This window comes from Janthinobacterium sp. Bl 1, assembly GCF_058215535.1.
On the sequence record NZ_CM177086.1, the window covers coordinates 3,094,798 to 3,117,965 of the forward strand.

At 62.8% G+C, this 23,168-nt stretch carries 21 protein-coding genes; 14 read left to right on the forward strand and 7 right to left on the reverse strand.

Translation table 11 applies throughout. From position 1 onward, the window contains the following. The gene (locus AC4BCN_RS13895) at window positions 1-906 is read right to left on the reverse strand and encodes a LysR substrate-binding domain-containing protein (protein WP_490493537.1); all 906 of its coding nucleotides are present in this window, start codon (window positions 904-906) and stop codon (window positions 1-3) included. 146 nt (window positions 907-1,052) lie between these two features. On the opposite strand from AC4BCN_RS13895, the gene AC4BCN_RS13900 reads away from it, so the two are divergent. The 4 genes from AC4BCN_RS13900 (at window position 1,053) to AC4BCN_RS13915 (ending at window position 4,479) form a co-directional block, all read left to right on the forward strand. Next, window positions 1,053-2,570, forward strand: coding sequence for an MFS transporter (locus tag AC4BCN_RS13900; RefSeq protein ID WP_490493538.1), 1,518 nt, complete (start codon window positions 1,053-1,055; stop codon window positions 2,568-2,570). Window positions 2,571-2,631: 61 nt separating this feature from the next. After that, entirely contained in the window at window positions 2,632-3,426 is a 795-nt protein-coding gene (locus AC4BCN_RS13905; protein ID WP_490493539.1) for a TOTE conflict system archaeo-eukaryotic primase domain-containing protein, read from the forward strand. Between the two features lie 53 nt (window positions 3,427-3,479). Beyond that, window positions 3,480-3,929, forward strand: a complete 450-nt coding sequence (locus AC4BCN_RS13910) for a VOC family protein (RefSeq protein ID WP_490493540.1) — start codon at window positions 3,480-3,482, stop codon at window positions 3,927-3,929. Window positions 3,930-4,038: 109 nt separating this feature from the next. Further along, complete coding sequence (locus AC4BCN_RS13915; RefSeq protein ID WP_128139497.1) at window positions 4,039-4,479, forward strand: hypothetical protein; 441 nt, start codon at window positions 4,039-4,041, stop codon at window positions 4,477-4,479. Window positions 4,480-4,627: 148 nt separating this feature from the next. On the opposite strand, the gene AC4BCN_RS13920 is transcribed toward AC4BCN_RS13915, so the two are convergent. Next, window positions 4,628-5,689 carry an NAD(P)H-dependent flavin oxidoreductase gene (locus AC4BCN_RS13920; RefSeq protein ID WP_490493541.1) on the reverse strand — a complete coding sequence of 354 codons (1,062 nt, stop codon included), beginning with the start codon at window positions 5,687-5,689 and terminating at the stop codon, window positions 4,628-4,630. Window positions 5,690-5,776: 87 nt separating this feature from the next. On the opposite strand from AC4BCN_RS13920, the gene AC4BCN_RS13925 reads away from it, so the two are divergent. The 10 genes from AC4BCN_RS13925 to AC4BCN_RS13970 all read left to right on the forward strand — a co-directional run bounded on the left by AC4BCN_RS13925 (window position 5,777) and on the right by AC4BCN_RS13970 (window position 18,782). Continuing rightward, complete coding sequence (locus AC4BCN_RS13925) at window positions 5,777-6,649, forward strand: LysR family transcriptional regulator (RefSeq protein WP_490493542.1); 873 nt, start codon at window positions 5,777-5,779, stop codon at window positions 6,647-6,649. Continuing rightward, window positions 6,646-7,794 carry a YbfB/YjiJ family MFS transporter gene (locus tag AC4BCN_RS13930; protein WP_490493543.1) on the forward strand — a complete coding sequence of 383 codons (1,149 nt, stop codon included), beginning with the start codon at window positions 6,646-6,648 and terminating at the stop codon, window positions 7,792-7,794. Before AC4BCN_RS13925 ends, AC4BCN_RS13930 begins: the two co-directional genes overlap by 4 nt. Before the next feature lie 153 nt (window positions 7,795-7,947). Next, window positions 7,948-8,274, forward strand: coding sequence for a hypothetical protein (locus AC4BCN_RS13935; protein WP_319993120.1), 327 nt, complete (start codon window positions 7,948-7,950; stop codon window positions 8,272-8,274). 76 nt (window positions 8,275-8,350) lie between these two features. Continuing rightward, window positions 8,351-9,652, forward strand: coding sequence for an EAL domain-containing protein (locus tag AC4BCN_RS13940; RefSeq protein ID WP_319993121.1), 1,302 nt, complete (start codon window positions 8,351-8,353; stop codon window positions 9,650-9,652). A gap of 194 nt (window positions 9,653-9,846) precedes the next feature. After that, a complete protein-coding gene (locus tag AC4BCN_RS13945; RefSeq protein ID WP_099403428.1) occupies window positions 9,847-10,515 on the forward strand; it encodes a response regulator transcription factor in 669 nt (222 codons plus the stop codon). Beyond that, a complete protein-coding gene (locus AC4BCN_RS13950; RefSeq protein WP_319993122.1) occupies window positions 10,512-12,884 on the forward strand; it encodes an ATP-binding protein in 2,373 nt (790 codons plus the stop codon). Before AC4BCN_RS13945 ends, AC4BCN_RS13950 begins: the two co-directional genes overlap by 4 nt. Before the next feature lie 20 nt (window positions 12,885-12,904). Continuing rightward, entirely contained in the window at window positions 12,905-14,149 is a 1,245-nt protein-coding gene (locus AC4BCN_RS13955) for an MFS transporter (protein WP_319993123.1), read from the forward strand. Window positions 14,150-14,458: 309 nt separating this feature from the next. Beyond that, entirely contained in the window at window positions 14,459-15,013 is a 555-nt protein-coding gene (locus AC4BCN_RS13960) for a fimbrial protein (protein ID WP_278318765.1), read from the forward strand. Window positions 15,014-15,154: 141 nt separating this feature from the next. Then, entirely contained in the window at window positions 15,155-15,850 is a 696-nt protein-coding gene (locus tag AC4BCN_RS13965; RefSeq protein ID WP_338682190.1) for a fimbrial biogenesis chaperone, read from the forward strand. Window positions 15,851-15,968: 118 nt separating this feature from the next. Further along, window positions 15,969-18,782 carry a fimbria/pilus outer membrane usher protein gene (locus AC4BCN_RS13970; RefSeq protein WP_338682192.1) on the forward strand — a complete coding sequence of 938 codons (2,814 nt, stop codon included), beginning with the start codon at window positions 15,969-15,971 and terminating at the stop codon, window positions 18,780-18,782. Window positions 18,783-18,898: 116 nt separating this feature from the next. Here the strand turns inward: AC4BCN_RS13970 and AC4BCN_RS13975 are convergent, their stop codons facing one another. From AC4BCN_RS13975 to AC4BCN_RS13995, 5 genes are all read right to left on the reverse strand, one after another. Then, a complete protein-coding gene (locus AC4BCN_RS13975; protein ID WP_338682194.1) occupies window positions 18,899-19,183 on the reverse strand; it encodes a transcriptional regulator in 285 nt (94 codons plus the stop codon). Between the two features lies 1 nt (window position 19,184). Beyond that, a complete protein-coding gene (locus AC4BCN_RS13980; RefSeq protein WP_338682196.1) occupies window positions 19,185-20,072 on the reverse strand; it encodes an EAL domain-containing protein in 888 nt (295 codons plus the stop codon). 88 nt (window positions 20,073-20,160) lie between these two features. Further along, complete coding sequence (locus AC4BCN_RS13985; protein ID WP_490493544.1) at window positions 20,161-21,198, reverse strand: serine hydrolase domain-containing protein; 1,038 nt, start codon at window positions 21,196-21,198, stop codon at window positions 20,161-20,163. Continuing rightward, entirely contained in the window at window positions 21,189-21,995 is an 807-nt protein-coding gene (locus AC4BCN_RS13990; protein ID WP_490493545.1) for an alpha/beta fold hydrolase, read from the reverse strand. Before AC4BCN_RS13990 ends, AC4BCN_RS13985 begins: the two co-directional genes overlap by 10 nt. Further along, a complete protein-coding gene (locus AC4BCN_RS13995) occupies window positions 21,992-23,008 on the reverse strand; it encodes a M14 family zinc carboxypeptidase (RefSeq protein WP_490493546.1) in 1,017 nt (338 codons plus the stop codon). Before AC4BCN_RS13995 ends, AC4BCN_RS13990 begins: the two co-directional genes overlap by 4 nt. Window positions 23,009-23,168 lie beyond the last annotated feature (160 nt).

The following is a 23,168-nucleotide window of genomic DNA, read 5'->3' on the forward strand; positions in this document are numbered from 1 at the left end:
TTACGTCATTGGCGATGTGCTTTGGCCTGAAAATGTCGCCTGCAAAGGTACACTGGCGGCGGCTGACCATTCGCGTAGCAATTGTCCGAACGCTTCAGCCGCCGCCGTGGTGCTGGTGGCGCGCCAGACGAGCTGGAACTGGGCGGCGGGCAGGGCAGGCAAGCCATGCTGGCCATCGATGATCACCATGCCCGGCTCCAGGTCGCCTTGCGGCAGGGCCGTGATGGCCAATCCCGCCAGCACGGCGGCGCGCAAGCCCTGCTGGCTGGGCGAGGTGAACGCCACGCGCCAGTCCAGACCGGCGGCATCGAGGGCGTCGACGCCGACTTGCCGGTGCATGCACGGCGCGGGCGAAAACGCCAGCGGCAGGGGCAGCGCGCCATCGTGCCTGAAATCGTGCGCCGCCGCCCAGACGAAGCGCGTGCGGCGCAGCACGGCTGCCTCATCCTGGCCGCCGGCCAGGGCCATGACGACGGCCAGGTCCAGCGCATCGGCCGCTACTAGTTTCTGCAAGTCAATATAGGTGCCCACCGTCACATCCAGTCGCACGGCGGGAAACAAGTGCGCGAACTGCGCCAGCAGGGCGGGCAGGCGAGCGCCCATGAAATTTTCCGGCACGCCAAAGCGCACGGCACCCGCAATCGAGGAGCGCTGGAAGCGCCGCGACAGCGCATCCTGCGCGGCCAGGATCTGCCGCGCGTGGCGCAGGAAATCTTCGCCATCTTCCGTCAGGCGCAGGCTGCGCGTCGTGCGCAACAGCAGCGCGCTGCCCGCTTGCTCTTCCAGGCGGCGGATTTGGTGGCTGATGGCGGACTGGCTCAGGTGCAGCCGTTCGGCGGCGCGCGTAAAGCCGCCCGTGTCCGCTACGGCGACAAAGGCGCGCAGCAGGGCGGTATCGAAGTCCATGGGTGACGCTCCTGCGATTCATGATGAGAATGAATGAATTGTATAAAATTTTATCATTTCCCTCATGAGTCGAGCTTTTCTAGAATGGCCGCTTGCAGTGCCCCGGCACCACGCATCCCTCCATGACTACCGAAAGCAAGGCTTCGATGCTACTGACTACTTCGCAACAAAACGCACTCACCCTGGCCGCCGTCTGTCTGGCCTCGCTGATGTTCGGCCTGGAAATTTCCAGCGTGCCCGCCATCCTGCCCATCCTGGAAACCGTGCTGCATGGCGACTTCAATGACTTGCAGTGGATCATGAACGCCTACACCCTGGCCTGCACCACCGTGCTGATGGCCACGGGCACACTGGCCGACCGCTATGGCCGCAAGCGCCTGCTGCTCGCCAGCCTGGCCCTGTTCGGCGCCAGTTCCCTGGTGTGCGGCTGGGCCGCCAGCACGGGCGTGCTGATCGCGGCGCGGGCGCTGCAGGGCGCGGCCGGCGGCGCCATGCTGATTTGCCAGGTGGCCGTACTGTCGCAGCAGTTCGCGGCAGGCGCCCTGCGGGGCCGGGCGTTCGGCGCCTGGGGCATCGTGTTTGGCTTGGGCCTGGGTTTCGGACCCATCATCGGCGCCGCCATCGTCGCGCTGTCAAGCTGGCAGTGGGTATTTCTCGTGCACGGGCCGCTGGCGCTGGCGGCCCTGCTGCTGGTGGCGCTGGGCGTAAGCGAGTCCCGCGATCCGCAGCGGCGCAAGCTGGACGTGGCTGGCATCGTCACTCTGTCGCTGGCCGTGTTCAGCCTTGCCTGGTGCCTGACGCAGGGGCCGGCGCTGGGGTTCAATGATCCGCGCAGCGTGGCCAGCCTGGCCGTGGCGCTGATCAGTCTGATGCTGTTTGTCATGATCGAACGGCGCCAGGCCGAACCGATGGTCGATTTTGCCGTCTTTCGCATCCGTCGCTTCTCGGGCGCCTTGCTTGGTTCGGCGGGCATGAACTGCAGTTTCTGGCCGCTCATGATTTATCTGCCCCTGTACGTGCAACATGGCCTCGGCTACGGCAGCCTGGACACGGGCCTGACCTTGCTGGCCTATACCTTGCCTACCTTGCTCGTGCCGCCGCTGGCCGAGCGGCTGGCGCTGCGCTACCGGGCCGATGCGGTGATCCCTGCCGGCTTGCTGGCCATCGGCGCGGGCTTTCTGCTGATGCTGTGGGGCAGCCAGGCGGAAGCCGCCAGCTGGCTGACGATCCTGCCCGGCTGCCTGCTGGCGGGCACGGGACTCGGTCTGACGAATACGCCCGTGACCAACACGACCACGGGCGCCGTGCCAGGCAAACGGGCCGGCATGGCGTCCAGCATCGACATCAGTGCCCGCATGGTCAGCCTGTCCATCAATATCGCGCTGATGGGTTTTATCCTAGTTGAAACCATCCAGTCCGCCTTGCGGCCGCATCTGCCCGGCGGACTGGACGCGGTCACCTTGCGCGCCATGGCAGAAGGCCTGTCGGCAGGCAAGGGTGCCGGTGCGCTGCCGGCCGGCGTGGCGAAGCTTGCATTGGCACAAGGATTTGGCGCCGTGATGCTGTACGGCGGCGTGGCCGCCTGCCTGTTTTCCGTGGCCAGCTGGCTGGTGTTTGGCGCCGGACGGACGCGGCAGGCAGCCGGGCTGCCGGTAAGGGAATAGCCAGAAGGCTATAATCTGGGCACGTTGACAAGTCTTGCTCAACGTCATTACGAGGCCGTCCATGCATAAACTGATTTCCGAACTCACCCGCCTGTACCTGTTCGAGGAACAGCAGCAATACATTGATACGGAGGGCGGCGCGCAGCCGCTGACGCCGGCCGTGCTCGCGCGCCATCTGTCGGGCGAGCAGACGGTGGCCGTGCAACTCGTATCCGGAAGCGGCCTGACGCGCGCGCTGGTGCTGGAGTTTGGCGGCAAGGGCGGCGGCGAAGCGCACTGGAGCGCGCTGTGCACGATCGCCAACGCCGTGCAGCACGAGCTGGACTTGCCGGCGCCCGCCGTCAGCATCTCGGGTACGGCGTTCCAGCTGTGGCTGTCGCTGGCCACGCCCGTGCCCGTCGCCCAGGCGCGCCAGTTCGTGCAGCTGCTGCGTTCCACCTTTTTACCTGCCTCGACCGACATCCTCGCCACCGCGCCGCCCGCCGACGTGGAGCAGGCGGCGCTGCCGCCATGTCTGCAGCCATCGGGCAAGTGGGCCGCCTTCATCCACCCCAGCATGGGCGCCGCCTTCGTCGACGAACCGGGCCTGGACATGCCGCCGCCCCCGGTCGCACAGCTGGGCTTTCTGGAAAGCTTGCGCAGCATCAACCCGGGACAATTCGCGCAGGCGCTGGCCAAGTTGCAGGGACATGCGGGGGTGGCAGATGCCGTGCCGGCTCCCGTCGCCGTCACATTGCCAGTGGTGACAGTCGCCGACGCGCCGGGCTTGCTGCTGCAGGACGCCACCCTGGAAGACATCGTGCGCTGGCTGCATGCGCGCAACATCGAGCCGACGTTCCGGCACCGGTTGCCGTAACGGGGCGCTCCTTCTCCCTGATTGAAGGATACGTTAGATACCCAGGAGGCAACATGACAGTCAAGCGCATGGACAACGTCGGCATCGTGGTAGCAGACATCGATGCCGCCATTGCGTTCTTCACCGAACTTGGTCTCGTACTCGAAGGACGCGCCCCAATTGAAGGAGACTGGGCAGATGGCGTCACCGGTCTGCACGGCATGCGCGTGGAGATTGCCATGATGCGTACGCCGGACGGTCACAGCCGTCTCGAGCTATCCCGCTTCCTCGCGCCGCCCGTGGTCGCCGATCACCGCAACGCCCCAGTGAACGCTCTCGGTTACCTGCGTGTCATGTTTACCGTCGAGGATATCGACGATACGCTCGTCCGGATCGTCAAACGTGGCGCGAAGCTGGTCGGCGAAGTAGTCCAGTACGAAAACATGTATCGGCTCTGCTATATTCGTGGTCCGGAAGGAATCCTCATCGGGATTGCCGAACAGCTCGTGCAGAAAACGTCCTGAGGCAATCCCACCGGATCGGTGTCCAGTCCGTTAGTGAAACGACGGCAACTGCCCAGCAGCAGTCGTTGAATATCCAATCAATCTTGCGCAAAAAACAGGGAGAACCACATTGGGAGTAATTGCAGACTTCTTTATCGCTGATCCAGCCGAGGCCATCCGATATGCAAATCGGATTGAAGAGCCTGACGAGGGCGAGGAAATTGCGCTTTTGTTGAATCCGGTCCAATTCAATGGCATCACAGACCTGGAAATCGGTACTCTTTGGGCCATTTTGGAGCGCAGCGAGTGGGATATCGAAAAACACATGCCTGAAGACATCTACGTTGAGGAGGATGGCGAGTCCTGGCTTCACCGTTTTCCGGACGGGCTGACGAGCCTTCTCGCAAATTCAAATGCGGACGGGTTGGAGAGCGCATCGGAGCAATGGGCAAAAACTGAAGAGATCGACTGTAATGCAGCAGATTTGCGGCCGCTCTTGAAGGATTTGCAATCGCTCGCACGGCAAGCCATCGCCACGGGGCAGTCCATTTATCTTTGGGGCTGTCTCTAAGGCTACTTCGTGGCAAGCGTACCATCGCTGAAAGGTCCGCAATGGGGCGGGATCGGCCACTTTGATGCCGTTTGTGAATTTTGCCAAGCCTGCAACCTACTAAGGGGTTGCTTGTCCTGGCTGCACGCGTGTCAGCGGCAGCCTGAAATCAGCGCGCCATTTCCCTGGCCAAGGTCAACACCAGTTCCTCCGCCCCCATTTCCCGCGCCAGCGGCGCCCCTTGGCCAGCCCACTGTGCGGCGAATTCGCTGTTGCCGTGCTGGCTGGCCAGCGCGTTTAATTGTTTGGCGCCATCGTAGGCGACCGGGTAGTCGGCTGGCGGTGGGCTGCCTGGCGCTTCGCCGTATTCAATTAGACGGTTCACCATGCCGCGCGCCAGGCGGCCCGAGAGCACGCTGGTCAGGCGCGTGCTTGCGGCACGTTCGCTTTTCAGGTTGGCGCGGTAGCCGGCGTTGGCTGATGATTCCGGGCACAGCAGGAACGCCGTGCCCAGCTGGGCGGCTGCTGCGCCCAGGTCCAGTGCGGCGCGGATGCCTTGTCCATCCATGATGCCGCCGGCGGCGATCAGGGGCAGGGCGGTGCTGCCCGCGAGCAGGCGCAGCAGCACGCTGGTGCTGTGGCGTTCGTCCGGCGCTTGCGGGTCGAAGACGCCGCGGTGGCCGCCCGCTTCCACGCCTTGCGCCACGATGGCGTCGACTCCCGCCTGTTCGATCAGCGCCGCCTCGTGCAGATTGGTGGCCGTCGCCATCGTGTAGATGCCGGCCTGGCGTAGGGCCGGCAATTGCTGCGGCGTTGGCAAGCCGAAATGGAAGCTGACGACGGCGGGGCGCAGTTCCAGCAACAGCTCGAATGCCGCGTCATTGCCGATGAACGTTTCGTAGATTTCGTCGAGCGCCACGGGTGCGCCTGCGCCCAGCTCCGCAAACAGGGGCGCCAGGTGGGCCAGCCAGGCCGCTTCGCGCCGCGCATCCCTGACCGCCGGCGCATGGCAAAACACATTCACATTGAAGGGACGGTCTGTCAGCGCGCGCGTGTCGACGATCATCTGGCGCGCCTGCGCCACGGTGCCAGAGCCGATGGCCAGCGAACCGAGGCCGCCCGCGTTCGAGACGGCGGCGGCCATGCGCGGCGTGGAGATACCGGCCATCGGCGCCTGGATGATGGGCAACTGCAAGCCGAGGCGGTCGAGGAAGGGCTGGAACGAGCTCATGATGTTTCCTTCACAAAGTTGAGGACATTGTGTTCAATTCGCATTTGAAGAATATAATAGCACAATCATTTTGAAATAGAGAATGCGATGGACATGGAATCCCTGACGATTTTTTGCGCCGTGGCCAGTGAGCTGAGCGTCACCCAGGCTGCTGCCAGGCTGGGGCGCGCGCCGTCCAGCGTCACCACGCGCATCCAGCAGCTGGAGGCCGATATCGGCGCGGAACTGTTCGTGCGCACGAATAAACGCATGGCCCTGACGGCGGCGGGTGAGCGCTTTCTCGAGTATGCGCAGCGTTTGCTGGCGCTGGCGGAGGAAGCGCGGCACGTCGTCACAGGCGGGCGCGAGGGCGGCACCTTGCGCGTCGGCAGCATGGAAAGCACGGCGGCCAGCCGCTTGCCGGCGCTGCTGGCCGCGTATCACGCCCGCTATCCGGCGACGCGCCTGGCGCTGAGCACGGGGCCGTCGCGCCCCCTGATCGAGCAAGTGCGCACGGGTTTGCTCGACTGCGCCTTCGTCGCCTTGCCGCCCTCGTTCGGCGGCGCCGCCGCATTGGAAGAGCTGGGCCTGGCATCGATGGCCGTGTGGCGCGAGGAACTGTGTCTGCTGCTGCCAGCCAGCGAAGGGCAGGCGCGCAGCGCCATGGACGTGCGCACGCGTTCGCTTGCGGCCTTCCCGCAGGGCTGCACCTACCGCGGCATCGCGGAAGAGGTGCTGGGCGTGGCCGGCAGCACGCAGTGGCAGGTGCAGGAAATGAATTCGTATCACACCATGATCGCCTGCGTGGCGGCCGGCGCCTGCGTGACCTTGCTGCCGGCCAGCGTGCTGGCGCTGTCGGACGCGCCTGCTACCTTGACAACCCTGCCCGCAGGGGAGATTGACACCGTGCTGGTGTGGCGCGCGGGATTCGACGTGCCCGCCTTCCAGCATTTGCTGGCGCAAGTGGGCGAGGCGCCGTGAGCGCGCCGGCCAGGCTGCGCGCCGCCATCGCGGCGGCGGTCATCCTCGCCATCGGCATGGGCTTTGGCCGCTTTGCCTTCACGGCCATCTATCCGCACATGGTCAGGGAAGGCGTCTTGAGCTTGCACGACGGAAGCCTGGCCGCCTCGGCCAACTATGCCGGCTACTTGCTGGGCGCTATCCTGGCCATGCGCGCGCGGGCCCACAGCGCGCACCGGCTGTGCCTGTGGTCGGTGGCCGGCACGGCGCTGTGCCTGGGCGTGCTGGCCTTGACTATGCCCGTCTGGCTCATCGTGACGGTGCGCGGCGTGGCGGGCGTCTTCAGCGCCCTGGCCATGGTGGCCGCCTCGCTGTGGCTGCTGGTGCAGCGCGGACATGGTCGCGGTGCGCCGCTGTTGTATGCGGGCGTGGGCGCCGGCATCGCCGTCTCGGCCGAATTGCTGGTGCTGGCCTCGCGCCTGGGCTGGCACAGCGCCGGCATGTGGCTGCTGCTGGCCGGCGTCACCGCGCTGGCGGGGCTGGCGGCCGCACCCGCCATTGCCGCCAGTGGCCAGGCAACGCCGGATGCGCCGGATGCACCGGCGCAAGCCGTCGCATCATCGCTGGCGCCCGTCGCGCCGTGGCCGCTCGTGCTGATCTACGGGCTGGCGGGATTTGGTTATATCGTCACGGCCACGTATTTGCCCGTGCTGGTCGGCGCTGCATTGCCCGGGCTGAACTCTGCCCATGTGTGGGCCGTGTTCGGCCTCGGGGCGGCGCCGTCGTGCTTCCTGTGGCACCGGCTGCACGAGCGACTTGGCACGTGCCAGGCGCTGAGGCTCAATTTGCTGCTGCAGGCGCTGGGCGTGGCGCTTCCCGTGCTGGCGCCCACGGCCGCCGGCTACCTGCTCAGCGCCATCCTCGTCGGCGGCACGTTTGTCGGCACGGTGACCATCGCCATGCCGGCCGCGCAGCGGGCCGCCGTCAAGACGGGCAAGTCTGGAGCCAACATGATGGCCATCATGACGGTGGTGTATGGCATCGGCCAGATCATCGGCCCCGTGCTGGCCGGCAGCCTGTATGCGCAGTCGCACAGCTTCAACAGCGCACTTGTGGCCGCCGCTGGCGCGCTGTTGCTGGCGATTCTCGTCAGCCTGCGGCTGTAGGACGTCGTTTTAAATTCTCATTGGGAATTTTAGGACTGTTCTGATTTCGGTCAAGAAAGTCTGTCGCTACACTTCAAGTCATCACCGGTTCGCGCCAGCTGCCATGCGCATGTCGTGGCCGGTTCCTGATCTTCCTTATTGAAAGTAGCGGCTATGACAAAGCAAATACAGCAGCATTCCCCACGCGTGACGGGATTACGCAACCGGCTTCCACAGAATGCTGCAAGCGGTTTTCGCAACGCCGATCTGCTCGATGTGCTCATCGATTTTCTGGGCTTGAAGAACGATGCGGCCCTGGGGCGCGAATTGCAGGTATCGGCTCCCATCCTTTCCAAAATCAGACATGGCTCGCTGCCGGTCAGCGCCGCCATCCTCATACGCATGCACGAGGTAAGCCGGCTGAGTATTCATGAGCTGCGGGCATGCATGGGCGATCATCGCACGCGTTTCGGCATGCCCGATGACGAGGACAGCAATTAAGAGGTTTGCCGCCCGTCATTTTCTGGCGTCTTCCACTCTTTGTTCACCCATGCGTCTTAACCCAAGGAAAACTTCCGTGAAAACCATCAGCTCCCCTGTGCGTAGCGAATTTCATTGCCTGCGCGTGCTGACCTTGACGCCTGATACGGACAAGAGTGGTGCCCGATGGCTGGGCACGATGCTGAGTGCCATCAATGTTGCAGACGTAAAAAGCATCAATTCCTTGAGCTTGATTCCTTCGCTCTTGCGCGAAGGGAAGGTTGACGTGATCGTCGCGGATGTCGAACATGGTGGCTTGATGGTGCCGACTTTGCTCAAGACGCTCGATGCGGCCAATCCGCTGGCGCGTTTTCCGCATGTGCTGTGGGTGGGCCAGCCGACGCTGCTCAATTTGCTGCATGGGCAGGCCGCGGCGATGCTCGAAAAACCGGCGGTTGCCCGCATCGGCGGCTTGTCCGTGACGGCATTATTGGCGCATGCCCGGCTGGCGCATCGCGCCGGCATCAATGTAGGCATGGTCTACGGCGGCGGCAACGCCGCGTTTGCCGAGGCCTTGCGCGCCTTGCTGCTGGTCCCGTCGATCAAGCGGCAGGCAGGCTGTTTTGCGCCGCCCGACGGTCCGACGGAAGCCGATGTGATCGAAGCGTTGACGACAGGCAAGAATCTGCGCGTGATGCTGCAGCCGCAGTACGATTTGCGTACCAGGCGCATCATCGGCGCCGAGGCGCTGCTGCGCTGGAACCATCCCGGCGTTGGCGAAGTGCCGCCATCGGTGCTGATCCCCATGGTCAACCGCCTGGGCCTGCACTTGCTGTTGTTCAGCTTTATCGAGACGCGCGTGATCGACGTCCTGCTGGTGCTCAAGAGCCGCCAGGTGACCTTGCCCATCGCCCTGAATGCTTCTGCCGAAACCGTGTGTACGCCAGGTCTCGCGCAGCGGCTGGCTGAAAAGATGCAGCGGGCAGGCGTGCCGCCGCAATTGCTGAAAATTGAATTGACTGGCGATCTGCCGGTCGACGATGAACTGCTGCTGTCCGCCTCGCTCAATACGCTGCGGGCGAAAGGGTTTCCCGTTTCGCTTGATGATTTTGGGCAGGGTTCATCGACCCTGAATCTGCTGGCCAGGATGACCTTTGACGAGGTCAAGATCGATGGCGCGTTTGTGCGCGACATGAAAACCAGTGCTTCCGCGCAGGCCGTCATTACCGCGACGGTCAATCTGGCACGGCTGATGAATCTGAAAGTGGTGGCGGAAGGTATCGAAGACGCATCGTGCATCGAGGCGCTGTGCCAGCTTGGCTGCCCCACGGGGCAAGGCTATGCATTGGCGCGCCCCCTGGAGTTGCGCGACTTTTTCGCCAGCGTCAGCAATAAATAATGCGTGCCTTCGCTAATGCAATAAAAGTAACTTTATTGTGATGTGAGTCTGAAGGCGGGTAAATCGAAGCATTTTTGTTGCACAGGAGCACCTATGTTAATAAACTGCATCTCGTATGGCGGTCGTGGCACAAATAGGAGTAATCTCATCAAAAGAAACTTTTTTCATACAGCGTCCGGTTCTTGCCCATGCCTATGAAACGCTTACGTATTGCCTTGCTCGATGATCACGCCGTGGTGCGGCATGGCCTTGTGGCCCGCCTCGGCGCGGAACCGGATATCGACGTGGTGGGCGCCTACAGTACCAGCCGGGAGCTGATCGCGGGCTTGCTCGCGGCCCCGGCCGACGTCATTTTGCTCGACTATGCGCTGGGTCCGGACGAACTCGATGGCGTGTCGCTGATCCGCGCATTGCGGGCCAAATTCCCCGATTGTCCCATCCTGGTGTTGTCCACGCATCATGAGCCGGCCACGGTGGCGCTGGCCTTGCGCGTCGGCGCCCGTGGTTTTGCCGGCAAGGGCGAGGAAATGGCGGAGCTGGTCAAGGCGCTGCGCAAGGTGGTGTCGGGCGCCGTGTACCTGAGCGCCGAGATGTCCTATCGGGTGGCCGAAGCGAGCACCACCTTTGATGCGCGAGAGGGTGAGGACGGCGCGGATGCGCTGCTGCTGGGGGCGGCGCTGTCGGCGCGCGAGCGCGAGGTGATCCGCTGTTATCTGGCGGGGATGACCGTGACGGAAATCGCCGAAAAATTCAAACGCAGCATCAAGACCATCAGCTCGCAAAAGACCACCGCCTTCCGCAAGCTCGGCGTCACATCGAATAATGAACTATTCAAGATCAGGCATACCATAGGCGAAGCATGAGGCGCTGGCGCGCCGGCATCGCCGCTTTCCTGCTGGCCGTCTGCTGCATGGCGGCGCAGGGAGAGGAAAGGGCGCACGCGCTCAACGCCGCGGAGCAAGCCTGGGTGCGCGCGCATCCCGTGTTGAAGCTGGGCCTGCTGCAAAACCGGCCACCGTTTGAAATCGTCCAGCGCGGCGCGACCGGGGTTGGCATCGCCGCCGATTACATCAAAGTCATTCAACGGCATAGCGGCCTGGACTTTGACATCGTGACCTTGGCCGACACCGACAACGGCCTGGCTGCGCTGCGTGAAGGCAGGGTCGATTGCCTGCCCGCGGTGCGCAGCATCGGCACGCCGGAGCAGGTGCCCGGCATCAGTTACAGCTTGCCCTACCTGTCGACCACGGCTATTGCCGCCACGCGTGAACAGGGTGAACCTGGTGCCGATGGCATCGCATTCGATGGCAAGACCGTGGCGCTGCCGGCCGCGGAAGCTGGCCTGTTCGGTCCCTTCCTGCGTGAACGCCACGACGGCATGCGCATCGTTGTCAGTCCCACCATGCGCCAGGCGCTGGCGCTGCTGTCACAGGGCGGCGCCGACGTCGCCATCGGCAGCAAGGCGCAGCTATTGCCAAATTTAATGCGCGATGAAGGCGCAAAGCTTTATTTTTCGGAATTGCCCGTGGCGATGACGTCCGATGTGCGCATGGCGCTGCGCGATAGCGATCCCTTGCTGGTATCGATCGTGAACAAGTCGCTGGCCGCGATGACCCCGGCCCAGATCCGGCTGGTACGCCAGGATTGGCTGGGAGCGCCGGGCGATGATCACTCGGGCATGCTGTTCTCGGCGGATCACTTTGGCGAACATGTGGGCCTGGCTGTGGCCTTGCTGCTGATCCTGGCGGGCCTGGCGTACCAGGCCTACGGTGCGCACCGGCGCGCCTTGCGCAACGAGCGCCGGGCGGCCATGTTCCTGGCCGTGATGAGCCATGAAATCCGCTCGCCCATGAATGCCGTGCTGGCCGCCGTGGAATTGCTGCGCTCCACGCCCATGAATGCGGAGCAGCGTCACTTTGTCGACCTGGCCAGCAACGGCGGAAATATCCTGCTGCGTTTGCTCGACGACGTGCTCGATGTCTCCAGGCTGGAGGCGGGGCAACTGACGCTCAGCCTTGATGCCGTCGATGTCGCGGCCCTGGCCAACGACGTGGCGGCCCTGCAGCAACTGCGGGCGCGGGAGAAGGGCATTACGCTCGATGTGCCGGTGCACGCGGCGGTACCGCTGCTGATGCTGGACGAGGCCAGGCTGCTGCAGGTGCTGCACAACCTGGTCTCGAACGCCATCAAATTTACGGCAAGCGGCGGCGTCGAGATACAGATTGCCATGCTGGACGATGGGCATGGCCAGGCGCGGCTGGAAATTGCCGTTGCCGATACGGGCATCGGCATAGCCGCCGCCATGCAAGCGATCCTGTTTCGCCCGTATGTGCAGGTGGAGGGCACCTACAAACGTTCGGGCGGCACCGGGCTGGGCCTCGTCATTTGCCGTGAATTGGTGACATTGATGCAGGGCACGATCACCATCGACAGCGAGATGGGCAGGGGCACGCGCATGCTGATTTCCTTGCCTGCAGACCTGGCGCCCGGCTCCGCTGCTGCGGCCGACGTGGTCGTTGCCCGGCCCGCTCCGGTGGGGGGCGCGGCCGCGCAGCGCCTGTCCATCCTGGTCATCGAGGATGTGCCGGCCAACCAGGCCGTGTTGCGGGCCCAGCTCGCCAGCCTGGGCTGCGATGCCGACATTGCCGAGAATGGCGCCAGGGCCCTGGCCTGTTTCGGCCTGCGCGAATATGACCTGGTACTGATGGATTGCGACTTGCCCGACATCGACGGCTACAGCCTGACGGTCGAATGGCGCAGGCGCGAAGCGGACCTGGAACAGGCGCGCTGTCCGGTCATCGCGATTTCCGCCTCGACGGGCGAGGATCATGCGGAACGCTGCTTTGAAGCCGGCATGGATGGCATATTGAGCAAGCCGATCCGGTTGGCGAAACTGCAGGATATCGTCGAACTGTGGTGCGACGCGACCTTGGTACTGCATGCGCCGCCGATGGAAACCCTGGCCGTATTCGATATGCCGCAAGTGCGCGCGGCGTTCGCCAACGATATGGGCGAATTGCTGCAGGCCATGGCCATGCACGAACGGGATGGTGCGGTGCGTGCCGCGCATCGCCTGCATGGCGCCGCCCTGGCCATGCAATGGACGGAGATGGCGCAGCCGGCAGGGCAGCTCGAGAGCCTGTTGCGCGGTGCGGAAGCGCTGACCGATGCGCGCTGCGGCCAGCTCCTGCGGGAACTGGTGGCAGCTTGGCGTAGCCGCGGTCAGCATTGATTTCAATTGAAAGGAGCATCATGTTGCGCAGGATGAACAAGAATAAAAAAGAGGCCATGGGGATGCTGGCGTTGATGTTGCCGACCACCTTGCTGTTCCTGGTGTTGTCCGGCATGGATCCGGCAAAGTTGCCGCTGGCATCCCGGCCCCTGCCATTCGGCCTGCCCGCGACGCTGGGCAGTTTCCCGATAGCCGCAGTGATCTTTTACGTCAGCATGGGGTTGACGGGACTGGTGCTGGCACTGCTGCCGGCAACGCTGTCGCGCAAGAAAACCTTGCTGGCAGGCTTCCTGCTGCTGGCGGTAGCCGCGATTATGGGCCTGTATTCCCGCACGCTATTTGAACTGTGCTGCTGGAGCTTGCTGGGCGGCATAGGATGCACGATGAATATCTGTGCCTGGATCAGTATCGGGGTCACGTATTTTCCGCGCCATTGTGCGCTGGTGGTGGGACTCATGAACTGCCTGGCCGTGGCCAGTAACATCGTTGCCAGCCAATTCAGCGCCATCAACCATGCCATCAATGAAGAGGGGAAGCCGCCCCTGTTGCCCGCCCTGGCTGGCATGCTGATCCTGATCCTGCTGTATATCCTGATCTGGCATTTTTTTCAGCATATCAATACGACCGGCGAGCGGCGCTTCATCCGCCCTGAAGCGAAAAAAACGGTGGGGTCGGTCTGGTCCCCAGGCCCGTTGCTGCTGTTTCTGGCTGCCCTATGCCTGCCATTGAGCGCTGGTAACTTCGACTATCTGTATAGCGCCTACCTGCGCGAGATACTGGGCGTTCCCATCAAGACGGTACAGATGGCGATCGGCATTGTCGTGATTGGAAACTTGCTGGCACCGCTCGGTGGCTGGCTGGGGGACCGCTATGGCACCCTGAAATTGCTGTTGATTGCTCTTCCCCTCACAGCTGCTATCGGCGGTCTGATATTTTGGGGATGGCAGATTCCCCTGGGTATTCTCATGTTGCCGGTATTCCTGGTGGGCTTTGGCTTCACTGCGGTGTTCTACGTCAATATCATGGCGGCCCTGATACAAGCGGTGGAACCTCTGCAGAACATGCGGGCCGTGGGCTTGTTCTATGTCGCGTTCAACCTGGGCATTCCGCTCGCCGATCTCCTTTGCATCACTCTGAAAGAGAGGGTTGGCTGGACAACGCTGGTTTTATTGCTGCTTGTCTGCCCTTTGCTGCTGGCGACGGCTCTGGTCTGGCTGGCGCAGGCAATCTTGAAACCTGACGATCAGGCGGTGCTGCCCGGCTGACCAGCCAGCAGCCTTCATCTCGCCTGCAAGCGCCGTCTTGCAGGCGCTCCCCACAGCTTTCATCCCCGCACTGCCTCTCCATTCTCTCCAGCCACGCCGCAACGCCAGCTTGCCAGGCAGCTTGCATCCTGCGCGTGTTGTTGCCGATGTGTGCATCTATTTGCACATGTCTCATCCGGCGGCGCGGATTTTTAAGACCATTCTCATATCGACAACTACCGCGGCTCTGTAAAGTACGAATCTGCATCAACAGCCGCGTTCCTACATTAACTGGTGCGCATTTACCTTTATCTTTCAGGAGTAGTCTCAATGAAATCCCAAGTCCGTATCCTCGCCGTTCTGCTGGCCGCCGCTGTAAGCCAATCCGCTTTCGCTTCCGATGGCACGATCAATTTTGAAGGCCAACTGCTCGATTCGACTTGTACCGTGAATGTTAACGGCACGGTTGGCCCTGCTGCTGCGACCGTGACATTGCCGAAAGTCTCGGCTGCCCAGCTGAAAACGGCTGGCACCATTGCAGGTCAGACAGGTTTTAACATTACGCTGAGTGCTTGTAGCGGTACGACCACCAAGGCCGCCGCATTTTTCGAAGCGGGTGCCAACGTTGATCCACTGACCCATAATCTGAGAAATAACGACAAGAGCGTAGGTGGTGCCCAGAATGTTCAGCTGCAGCTGGTCGATGCCAATAACGGTCAGGTGATCAAGGCTGGTGATTTCTCGCAAGTTGCGAATACCAGCAAGGTCACGAAAGATGCTAGCGGCGGCGCGGTTCTGCCGTATGCCGTGCAATATATTTCCACCGGCGTTGCCGCCGCCGGTCTGGTGAAGGGTGCCGTTACCTACTCCATCACTTACGAGTAATCCACTCGCCAGGGAAGCACGTCCTCGCCGCATAGGCGGGACGCGCTTCCGGTCTACATTCTGAGGTCTTCCATGCTCCCCTATCATTCATTGCAAAGTTCGTTGTTGCTCAGTCTCGCCTTGTTGTTTTGTTCTTCCTCAATGGCCAGCGTAGTGATCACGGGCACGCGGCAGATTTATCCGGCGAAGCAAAAAGAAATCACGGTCAAGCTCAATAACGATGGCGCAGTGCCGGCGCTGGTGCAGGCGTGGGTCGATGCTGGCGATGTCGCATCGACGCCGGCGGCGGCCAAAGTGCCTTTTGTGCTGACGCCGCCGCTGGCCCGCATCGATCCGGGCAAGGGCCAGAGCCTGCGCCTGATATTTGTCGGTCCGGCCCTGCCGGCAACGAAAGAATCGGTGTTCTGGCTGAATATGCTGGAGATCCCACCCAAGTCGCAAGACGCCGATGTGAACAGCCTGCAGATGGCGTTCCGCTCACGCATCAAGATTTTTTATCGCCCCGAGGGGCTCGCTGGCAATCCTGTCGACGCGATCGAACAAGTGCAATGGCGTGCCGTTTCTGCCAGCAGTGGCAAGGGCTTTGCCCTGGAAGCATATAACCCGTCCGCCTTTCACGTGTCGGTGGCGTCGCTGTCGCTGGTGGCCGGCGCCCAGCGCAGCGAGAGTGATGGCGGCATGGTGGCGCCAGGCGAGACGAAACAATTTGCGCTGCCCTCCCTGAAGGACTTGCCTGCCGCAGGCGCACAGGTGGAGTTTAGCGCCATCAATGATTACGGTGTCCCGATGCCGGCACGGCGTAGCCTTTCTGCGCCGGCCGCGCGGCCCGCTCCTTAAGGTTTGAATCATGAATAATCATCGCCAAGTCTTCTATTATCCTCAAGCAAGGCCAAGTCCAGGCGTCAATGAGCTTGTTGGCAGTATGCTCAAGGCGGTGGCGTTCAGTTCATGTGCTTTGACCATACCAGCTGCGCATGCGGACCAGGTCGAGTTTAATAGTGTTTTCTTGCCGGAAGGCTCGCGCAGCCTGGATCTCGCTATTTACCAAAAAGGCAATCCTGTCTTGCCGGGCACGTACCGCGCCGATATCGCCCTCAACGGCGAGCTGAGAAATCGCCAGGATATCCGCATCAATGCCAACGATGACGGCAGTAATCCCGTGGTGTGCATATCGCGCAAACTGCTTGAATTGCTGGGCGTGAATATATCACTGCTGTCGCCGGAAGCCATGACCTTGCTGGCAGAAGGGCAGTGTGTCGAATTGGGCAAATTGATAGCGAATGCCACGGCCGTGTTTTTGCCGGAGATTCAGCAGGTCAATATCAGCATTCCCCAGGCGTCGCTGCGGCGCAATGCGCGCGGTTATGTCAGCCCGGAACTGTGGGATAGCGGTGTCACTTCGGGCATGTTGGGTTACAACTTTAACAGCTATCACAACAAGAGTGGCGGTACGTCATTCGACTCCGCTTATCTGGGCCTCAACGGCGGCTTCAATATGGGCGGCTGGCGTTTTCGCCATAATGGCGCACTCAGCTGGCAGCAGCAGGGAGGCAGTCGTTACCAGGTGCTTGATACCTATGCGCGGCGCGACATGACGGCGCTGAAAAGCCAGCTGACACTGGGCGATGCGAATACCAGCGGGGAGATTTTCGATACCTTATCCTTCCGGGGAGCGCAACTGGCCAGCGATGACCGCATGTTGCCCAATTCCTTGCGCGGCTATGCGCCCGTGGTGCGCGGCATTGCCCGCACCAACGCGCGCGTGAGCATACGCCAGGCGGGCAATCTCCTGCTTGAAACGACGGTGGCGCCAGGCGCCTTCGTCATCGACGACATGTATGCCACGGGTTACGGTGGCGACTTGAACGTGACAGTGTCCGAAGCGGACGGTAGCGAACAGCGCTTTGTCGTGCCGTATGCGGCCGTCAGCCAGTTGCTGCGTCCGGGTTCGCTGCGCTTCGGCGCGGCGGCTGGCGTAACGCGCAATAATTTCTTGAGCAAGCAGGCGCGCGTCCTGCAGGGCACTTTGCAGTATGGTTTGAATAATAGCCTGACCGGTTACGGTGGCTTGCAGGCCAGTGAGGACTATTTGTCCCTGCTCGGCGGCGTGGCCTTTGCATTACCGATAGGCGCCGTATCCATCGATCTAAGTCACGCGCAGACGAAACTTGCCGCAGACACGGCCAAGGGCCAAAGTCTGCGCTTGTCATACAGCAAGAATGTCTTGAGCACCGGCAGTAATTTCTCGATGGCTGCTTACCGTTTTTCCACCAGCGGCTATCTGGATTTTGCCAATGCGACGCAAGTGCTCGACGCCGAACGCAATGGTTACGATTCCAATATGCAGTATAGGCCCCGCAACCGCGTGTCCTTGACCGCCGACCAGCGCCTGGGTGCGTGGGGGCAGGTCAGCATCAGCGGTTATGCACAGAATTACTGGAACCGGCCGGGCCAGGACTTGCAATATCAGCTCAGCTACAACAAGCAGGTGGGGCGCGTGAGCTACGGCATCAATGCCAATCGCAGCAAGGTATCTTATGGCGGTATGGAAAGCAGGATACAACTGACCTTGAGCATGCCGCTGGGTGGCAATGACAGTCTGTACAGGCCGCAAATGTCGGCGCAGGTATCGCGCGACACGGATGGCCGCTATGACCAGCTGGCAACGCTGAGCGGCAGCGCCGGAGAAGAACGGCAATTTAGCTATGGCGCATCAGTGAGCCGCAATGGCAGCAGCAACAGCAGCACCCTCAACGGCCAGTATACCGGGGCGCAGGCGATGGTTGGCGCCAGCGTGGGGCGCGGCACCGGCTATAGCAGTGCCTCGGTCAGCATGAGCGGCAGCGTGGTGGCCCATCCGGGCGGTGTGACCCTGACGCCGCTGCGTGGCGAAACCATCGCCGTCGTGCATGCGCCTGGTGCCGCCGGCGCCAAGGTGGCCGGCTATCCTGGCCTCAGGCTCGACGCCAGCGGCAATGCGGTCCTGCCCTATTTGCGTCCGTATGAATTGAATGAAGTGGCGATTGATCCGCAGGGCACGTCGATGGATGTCGAGCTGAGCGAAACAAGCCAGCAGGTGGCACCGCGTGATGGCGCTGTCGTATTTTTGAAGTATGGCACCAGCACGGGCCGCGCGATACTATTCAACGTGAGCTTGGCGAACGGCGAGGTGCTGGCCTTTGGTGCCACAGTGAAAGATGAGCAAGGCTTGCCGGTGGGCGTGGTGGGACAGGGCGGCCAGCTGTATGCGCGCCTGCAGGAAACTACCCGGCAGTTATCGATTTCCTGGGGCGGCAGGGCGCATGAACGTTGTACTTTGGCCATTCCCGCATCTGTCATGCAAGGCGAGGGCGGCAAGCTGCAGCAAGCCGATGCCGTGTGCGTGCCTGAGCTCATCAATGCCAAGGCGGCACCCGCCGATGAACGCAGCGCCGAACTGCTGGGCGGCACGCATACGGTTGACATATTCGTCAATGGCCAGCGCATGGAACGGCGCGACGTGGCCTTCCTGCCGGTGGCTGGAGAAAGCCGTCCCTCGCCGTGCATGAGTACAGTGGATTTGCAGGAGTATGGCGTGCAGCTGTCCAAAGAGCAGTTGCTGCTGCCGTGCCAGCAAGTGCTGGCGTCGATTCCCGGCGCCAGCTGGAGTCATGAGGCTGCTGTCCAGCGCCTCGATCTGCAAGTGCCGGCCGCATTCCTCATGGCGCGCTCGCCACGCCAGGGCCCGCAGCTGGCCGCCGCAGGCATCACGCAAAAGAGAAAGCCATAAAGCTGTGCAATGGCTGGAGCATGCCGCCATGCGGGGATGCTCCAATACAAAAAAACGGCGCGCCAGTGATGGCGCGCCGTTTTTGCTTGGGGAGCGGCCATGCCGCTCGGTGGGGATCAGTGCCGGGGATCCGTGAGTGCCCGCAGTTCGCCGATGGACAGGCCCGATGCTTCGTGCATGCGTATCAGCATGTCCGTATCGAGCGCGGCGTTTCCTCTTCTCAGCTTGCTGATCGCGAACGGCGGCACGCCCAGTTCGCGTGCCAGGCAGGCATCATTGCGCAGTCCCATGTAGGCGAGCAGGCGTTCGACGAGTGCCGCAGCATCGTGCGTGTGGACGGCTGTCCCGGCAGCGATGGCATCGGTGGTCAAGATCAGCGGTAATTGCTTCATGTCGCTCATGTCACATCGCCTTCAGTGTCATTGCCATTGCCATTGCCATTGCCATTGCCATTGCCACGGGCTTGGTCAGTTGACGCTGGATAAACTCTTCGCGCTCCATCGGGCGTGCCAACGCATAGCCCTGGCCGATATGGCAGCCGATGCCCAGCAAGGCCGCCAGCACCGATTCGCTCTCGATACCTTCGGCCACCAGTTTGAGGTTGAGCCTTTGTGCCAGTGAAATGAGGGTGGCGACGATGGCATGCGAATGGGTATTGGTTTCCATGTCGCGAATAAAGGCGCCGTCGATCTTGACTTCATCGAAAGGCATCTTGAACAGGACGTTGAAGGTGGCGGAACCGGCGCCGAAATCGTCGAGTGACAGGGGAAACCCCTTTGCCCGCAAGGTGTTGAGGCAAGCCGACAGGCACAGTTCGTCGAGGACCGGCAAGTCTTCGGTGACTTCGACTTTCAGCAGCCGCGTCGGCAGGCAGGCATCCCACATTTTTGTGGCAAGCAGATCGGCCATGCCGGGCGTGCACACGGTATCGATCGAGGCGTTGACGGCAACGGGCACGTCACCACCTTGACGGCGCAGGTGCTGCAACATGGCGATGACTTCCTTGACGACCAGGTCGAACAGCGGCAGATGCAGGCCGAGCCGGTTCACCATGGGAATGAGTACCGACGGCGGCACGCTGCCATGCTGTGGATGGTCCCAGCGTAGCAGCGCTTCCGCGCTGACAACGCGCCGGCTGTGCAAGTCATACTGGGGCTGGTAGACGACACGCAGCCCATCACCCGAATGGATGGCATGGATGACGTCCGCGTCGCTGGGCACGGTGAAGGGGCGCGCCGGCAGGCGCTGCCTCATCGTGGTGGATGAAAGGGCATACACGGCTGCGCTCATGGCGATTTTCCCGACAGGTTAAGATGGACGAAGTATAGAAACTTCGGCATCCACGGAAAATCGGACTGTTCTGAAAAGCGGCGCGGCTTCAGAGAGCGAATGCGCCGCGCATGAAGTCGCGCCGGATGTCGTTGATCCTGGTGAAATCGCGCGTGTAATACAGCTTGTTCGTCAGCAGCACCGCATAGCGGCCGCGCCGGGGGCTGAGCCACATGGCCGTGCCCGTGAAGCCCAGGTGGCACCAGACATCGTCTTGCTGCCCGGTGCCTGCCGCCGGATGCCAGAACAGGCCGCGCGAGGGCTTCAGCTCGCCCGTCTGTACCCTCAGCGATTCCCTCACCCAGGCGGCGTCAAACACATCCCCATGCGGAGTCAGCATCGCCCGCAGGAAGCGCTGCAGGTCGGGCACGTTGGAAAACAGGCCGGCAATGCCGCACACGCCGCCCAGCAGCCGGGTTGAAAAGTCATGCGCCGTGCCGGCAAGGTGGGTGCCTGCCTCGTCGCAGTACTCGGTCGGTGCGACCAGCTGGCCGTGCCGTGGCGCCACAGGACCATATCCCGTGGCGGCCATGCCCAGCGGCTGCAGCACCCGCTCGGCAAGGGCCACATCCAGCGGCATGCCCAGCAGCCGTTCGATGACCAGGCCGAGGATCAGGGCCGCGCGGTCCGTGTATTCGACGGCCTGGCCCGGCGTGCCCTCCAGCGGCTCGCGCAGCACGCCGCGCACGATATCGTCGTACACGTCGCCATAGCTGGCGCGCAGGCGGGCGCGCAGCGGCAAGCCGGCCGTGTGCGTGAGCAGCTGGAAAATCGTGATGGGCCCCAGCGCATAGCCTGCCGTGCCGGGCAGACGATCGGCGAGCCGGCTGTCCAGGCGCAGGCGATTCTGCTTCACCAGCTGGCCGACCAGCGACCAGACGCTGATGATCTTGGTCAACGAAGCGATGTCGAACAAGGTGTCGACCTGCATCGCGGCGCTGGACGTTTCGGGCGTGAGCCGCCCGGCCGCGCCCATTGCGTGGTGGTCGACGGTGCCCACGGCCCAGGCCGCGCCTGGAAAAACGTGTTCACGGACGCCGGCTTCTACCAGCGCTGTCAGTTGGTCTGTGTGGTTTGCTATTGGCATGATGATTGTGCTGTGTTTATCTTGTTATTGCCTGTCGCTACCACGCCCAGCCACCTCGCCACCGATTGCGCCACCCATTGCCCCTCGTCGAGCGGCAAGTCGTGGCCCGCATCGCCGTGGATCAGGCAATCGGCCTGCCACGCGCGGGCCAGGCGCTGCGAGCAGCGGTGGTCCACCAGTCGGTCTTGCGCGCCGGCCATCACCAGCACGGGCATGGGCGGGCGCCTTGCCGGGGCGCGGTAGCGGGCTGCCGACAGCAGCTGGCGCAGCGCGTTGCGGCGGCTGACCGGGTATTGCTGCTGGTAACTAAGCCAGTCGGCCAGCAGCGCGGGGTTGCCATGGGCATGCCTGCGGCTGGTCAGGCGCAGGATCAGCGCTTCCTGGCTGCCTGCGTCGCCCAGCAGCAGCTGGCGCAGCAGGGCGCCATAGTTTTGCCAGCGCAGGCGTTGATGGAAGGGACTGAACGGCCGCATGCTGGTGTTGATCAGTACGCAGCAGGCGATTTCCTGCGGGTAGCGGTTCGCCCATTCGACGGCCACCATGCCGCCCAGCGACAGGGCCAGCAAGTGGTAGGGTGCGGGGATGCCGCGCGCCAGCAGTTCCTGGCGGCAGTCTTCCACCATGGCGGCCACGCGGATGGCGCTGTCCTGCGCGTGGCGCGTGCCGTTGCCGGGCAAGTCGGGCGTGACGATGTGGGCGCCGGGCAGGGCGCGCGCCAGGGTGGCGGGGAAGCTGCCCCAGTGGCGCTGTTCGCGCATCAGGCCGCGCAGCAGGACCCAGGTGTGTGCGCGGCTCATGATTCGTACCATTGCGCCAGCGCGCGCCGGCGCTGCGCCTTGCGCAGCAAGCCTTCGGGCATCCAGCGGCCGTGGCTGCTGGCGGCGCGCATGAGGAAATCGAACCATACCAGGTGCCGGCGCAGCACGCGCTGCAGGCGGTGCGCGGCCGTGGGGTTGAAAATGCTGACCCGGTTGAACAGCTGGCGCGGGTTTTTCTTGACCCAGCGCCACGAGCCCATTTCCAGGGTCAGCGGCAGGAACACGCGCCCGCTGTAGCTGGTGCCGTTCAGGTACAGATAGTCCCACAGGTCGCCATGCGTGCGGTATTGCCGGCTTTGCGGCTCGAACACATAGTTGTGGTTCGGGTAGCTCTGGCTGAACAGTTCTTCCAGCGCGCCGATTTCGGCCAGGTGGGCTATGGGCACCTTGGTATGCGCATGGGGAAACCAGATGCGGTCGCGCAAGCCGAAACCGGAATGGCAATCGAGGGCGATGCTGAACTGGCGCGACAGCAGTTCGCGCTCGACAAGGTCGCACACGGCCTGGCTTTCCACCTCCATCGGTCCCTCCGCCGCACCGCGGTACCAGGGCAGGCGGGCACTGTAGCGCTGTCCACCGAGCATGAACGGCACCTTTTCGCGCGCGCTCAAGGGTGCGTTGCGCATCAGGTCCACGCCGCGCGGATTGCTGCGCGTGGCTTGCCACATGCCGCCCGGATTGACCAGCGGCATGAACACGAGGCGCATGGTTTCCAGCTGCTGGTGCAGGGTGGCGTCCCAGCGCAGGCGCGCGATCAGGCTTTCCAAAAAGGACAGCAGTACTTGCGTGCCGATGCGTTCGAGACCATGGATGCCGCCGAAAAAGCCCAGCACGGGCACGTCGGGGCCGGGATTGCCCATGGCGATCGAGTACACGGGAAACTCGCGCCCATCCATGGCGATGCTGCAGGGCGCGGCCACTTCCAGGTGGCTGCCGCCCTCGTCGATGAGGCGTTTCAGCATGACCAGCTCGGGCAGATTCTTTTCGATCATCAGGCGTCTGAAAGGGAGAGTAGCAGCCAGTGTAGCCGAAATAAGCGCCGCGCCCGACGTCCCGCATGGCGAAATTTATTGATGGCAAGCATGTCACGAAGCCGTCATTTTTTGTGTGTAGGCTATTGCAGTTGATGCAAGAATTGTTACTTGGCAATGC

Coding starts and splice junctions, on each gene's coding strand:
- AC4BCN_RS13950 (WP_319993122.1), top strand. CDS start 10,512: ATGAGGCGCTGGCGCGCCGGCATCGCCGCTTTCCTGCTGGCCGTCTGC.
- AC4BCN_RS13995 (WP_490493546.1), bottom strand. CDS start 23,008: ATGATCGAAAAGAATCTGCCCGAGCTGGTCATGCTGAAACGCCTCATC.
- AC4BCN_RS13990 (WP_490493545.1), bottom strand. CDS start 21,995: ATGAGCCGCGCACACACCTGGGTCCTGCTGCGCGGCCTGATGCGCGAA.
- AC4BCN_RS13925 (WP_490493542.1), top strand. CDS start 5,777: ATGGACATGGAATCCCTGACGATTTTTTGCGCCGTGGCCAGTGAGCTG.
- AC4BCN_RS13955 (WP_319993123.1), top strand. CDS start 12,905: ATGTTGCGCAGGATGAACAAGAATAAAAAAGAGGCCATGGGGATGCTG.
- AC4BCN_RS13975 (WP_338682194.1), bottom strand. CDS start 19,183: ATGAGCGACATGAAGCAATTACCGCTGATCTTGACCACCGATGCCATC.
- AC4BCN_RS13920 (WP_490493541.1), bottom strand. CDS start 5,689: ATGAGCTCGTTCCAGCCCTTCCTCGACCGCCTCGGCTTGCAGTTGCCC.
- AC4BCN_RS13905 (WP_490493539.1), top strand. CDS start 2,632: ATGCATAAACTGATTTCCGAACTCACCCGCCTGTACCTGTTCGAGGAA.
- AC4BCN_RS13895 (WP_490493537.1), bottom strand. CDS start 906: ATGGACTTCGATACCGCCCTGCTGCGCGCCTTTGTCGCCGTAGCGGAC.
- AC4BCN_RS13945 (WP_099403428.1), top strand. CDS start 9,847: ATGAAACGCTTACGTATTGCCTTGCTCGATGATCACGCCGTGGTGCGG.
- AC4BCN_RS13985 (WP_490493544.1), bottom strand. CDS start 21,198: ATGCCAATAGCAAACCACACAGACCAACTGACAGCGCTGGTAGAAGCC.
- AC4BCN_RS13960 (WP_278318765.1), top strand. CDS start 14,459: ATGAAATCCCAAGTCCGTATCCTCGCCGTTCTGCTGGCCGCCGCTGTA.
- AC4BCN_RS13910 (WP_490493540.1), top strand. CDS start 3,480: ATGACAGTCAAGCGCATGGACAACGTCGGCATCGTGGTAGCAGACATC.
- AC4BCN_RS13965 (WP_338682190.1), top strand. CDS start 15,155: ATGGCCAGCGTAGTGATCACGGGCACGCGGCAGATTTATCCGGCGAAG.
- AC4BCN_RS13935 (WP_319993120.1), top strand. CDS start 7,948: ATGACAAAGCAAATACAGCAGCATTCCCCACGCGTGACGGGATTACGC.
- AC4BCN_RS13980 (WP_338682196.1), bottom strand. CDS start 20,072: ATGAGCGCAGCCGTGTATGCCCTTTCATCCACCACGATGAGGCAGCGC.
- AC4BCN_RS13900 (WP_490493538.1), top strand. CDS start 1,053: ATGCTACTGACTACTTCGCAACAAAACGCACTCACCCTGGCCGCCGTC.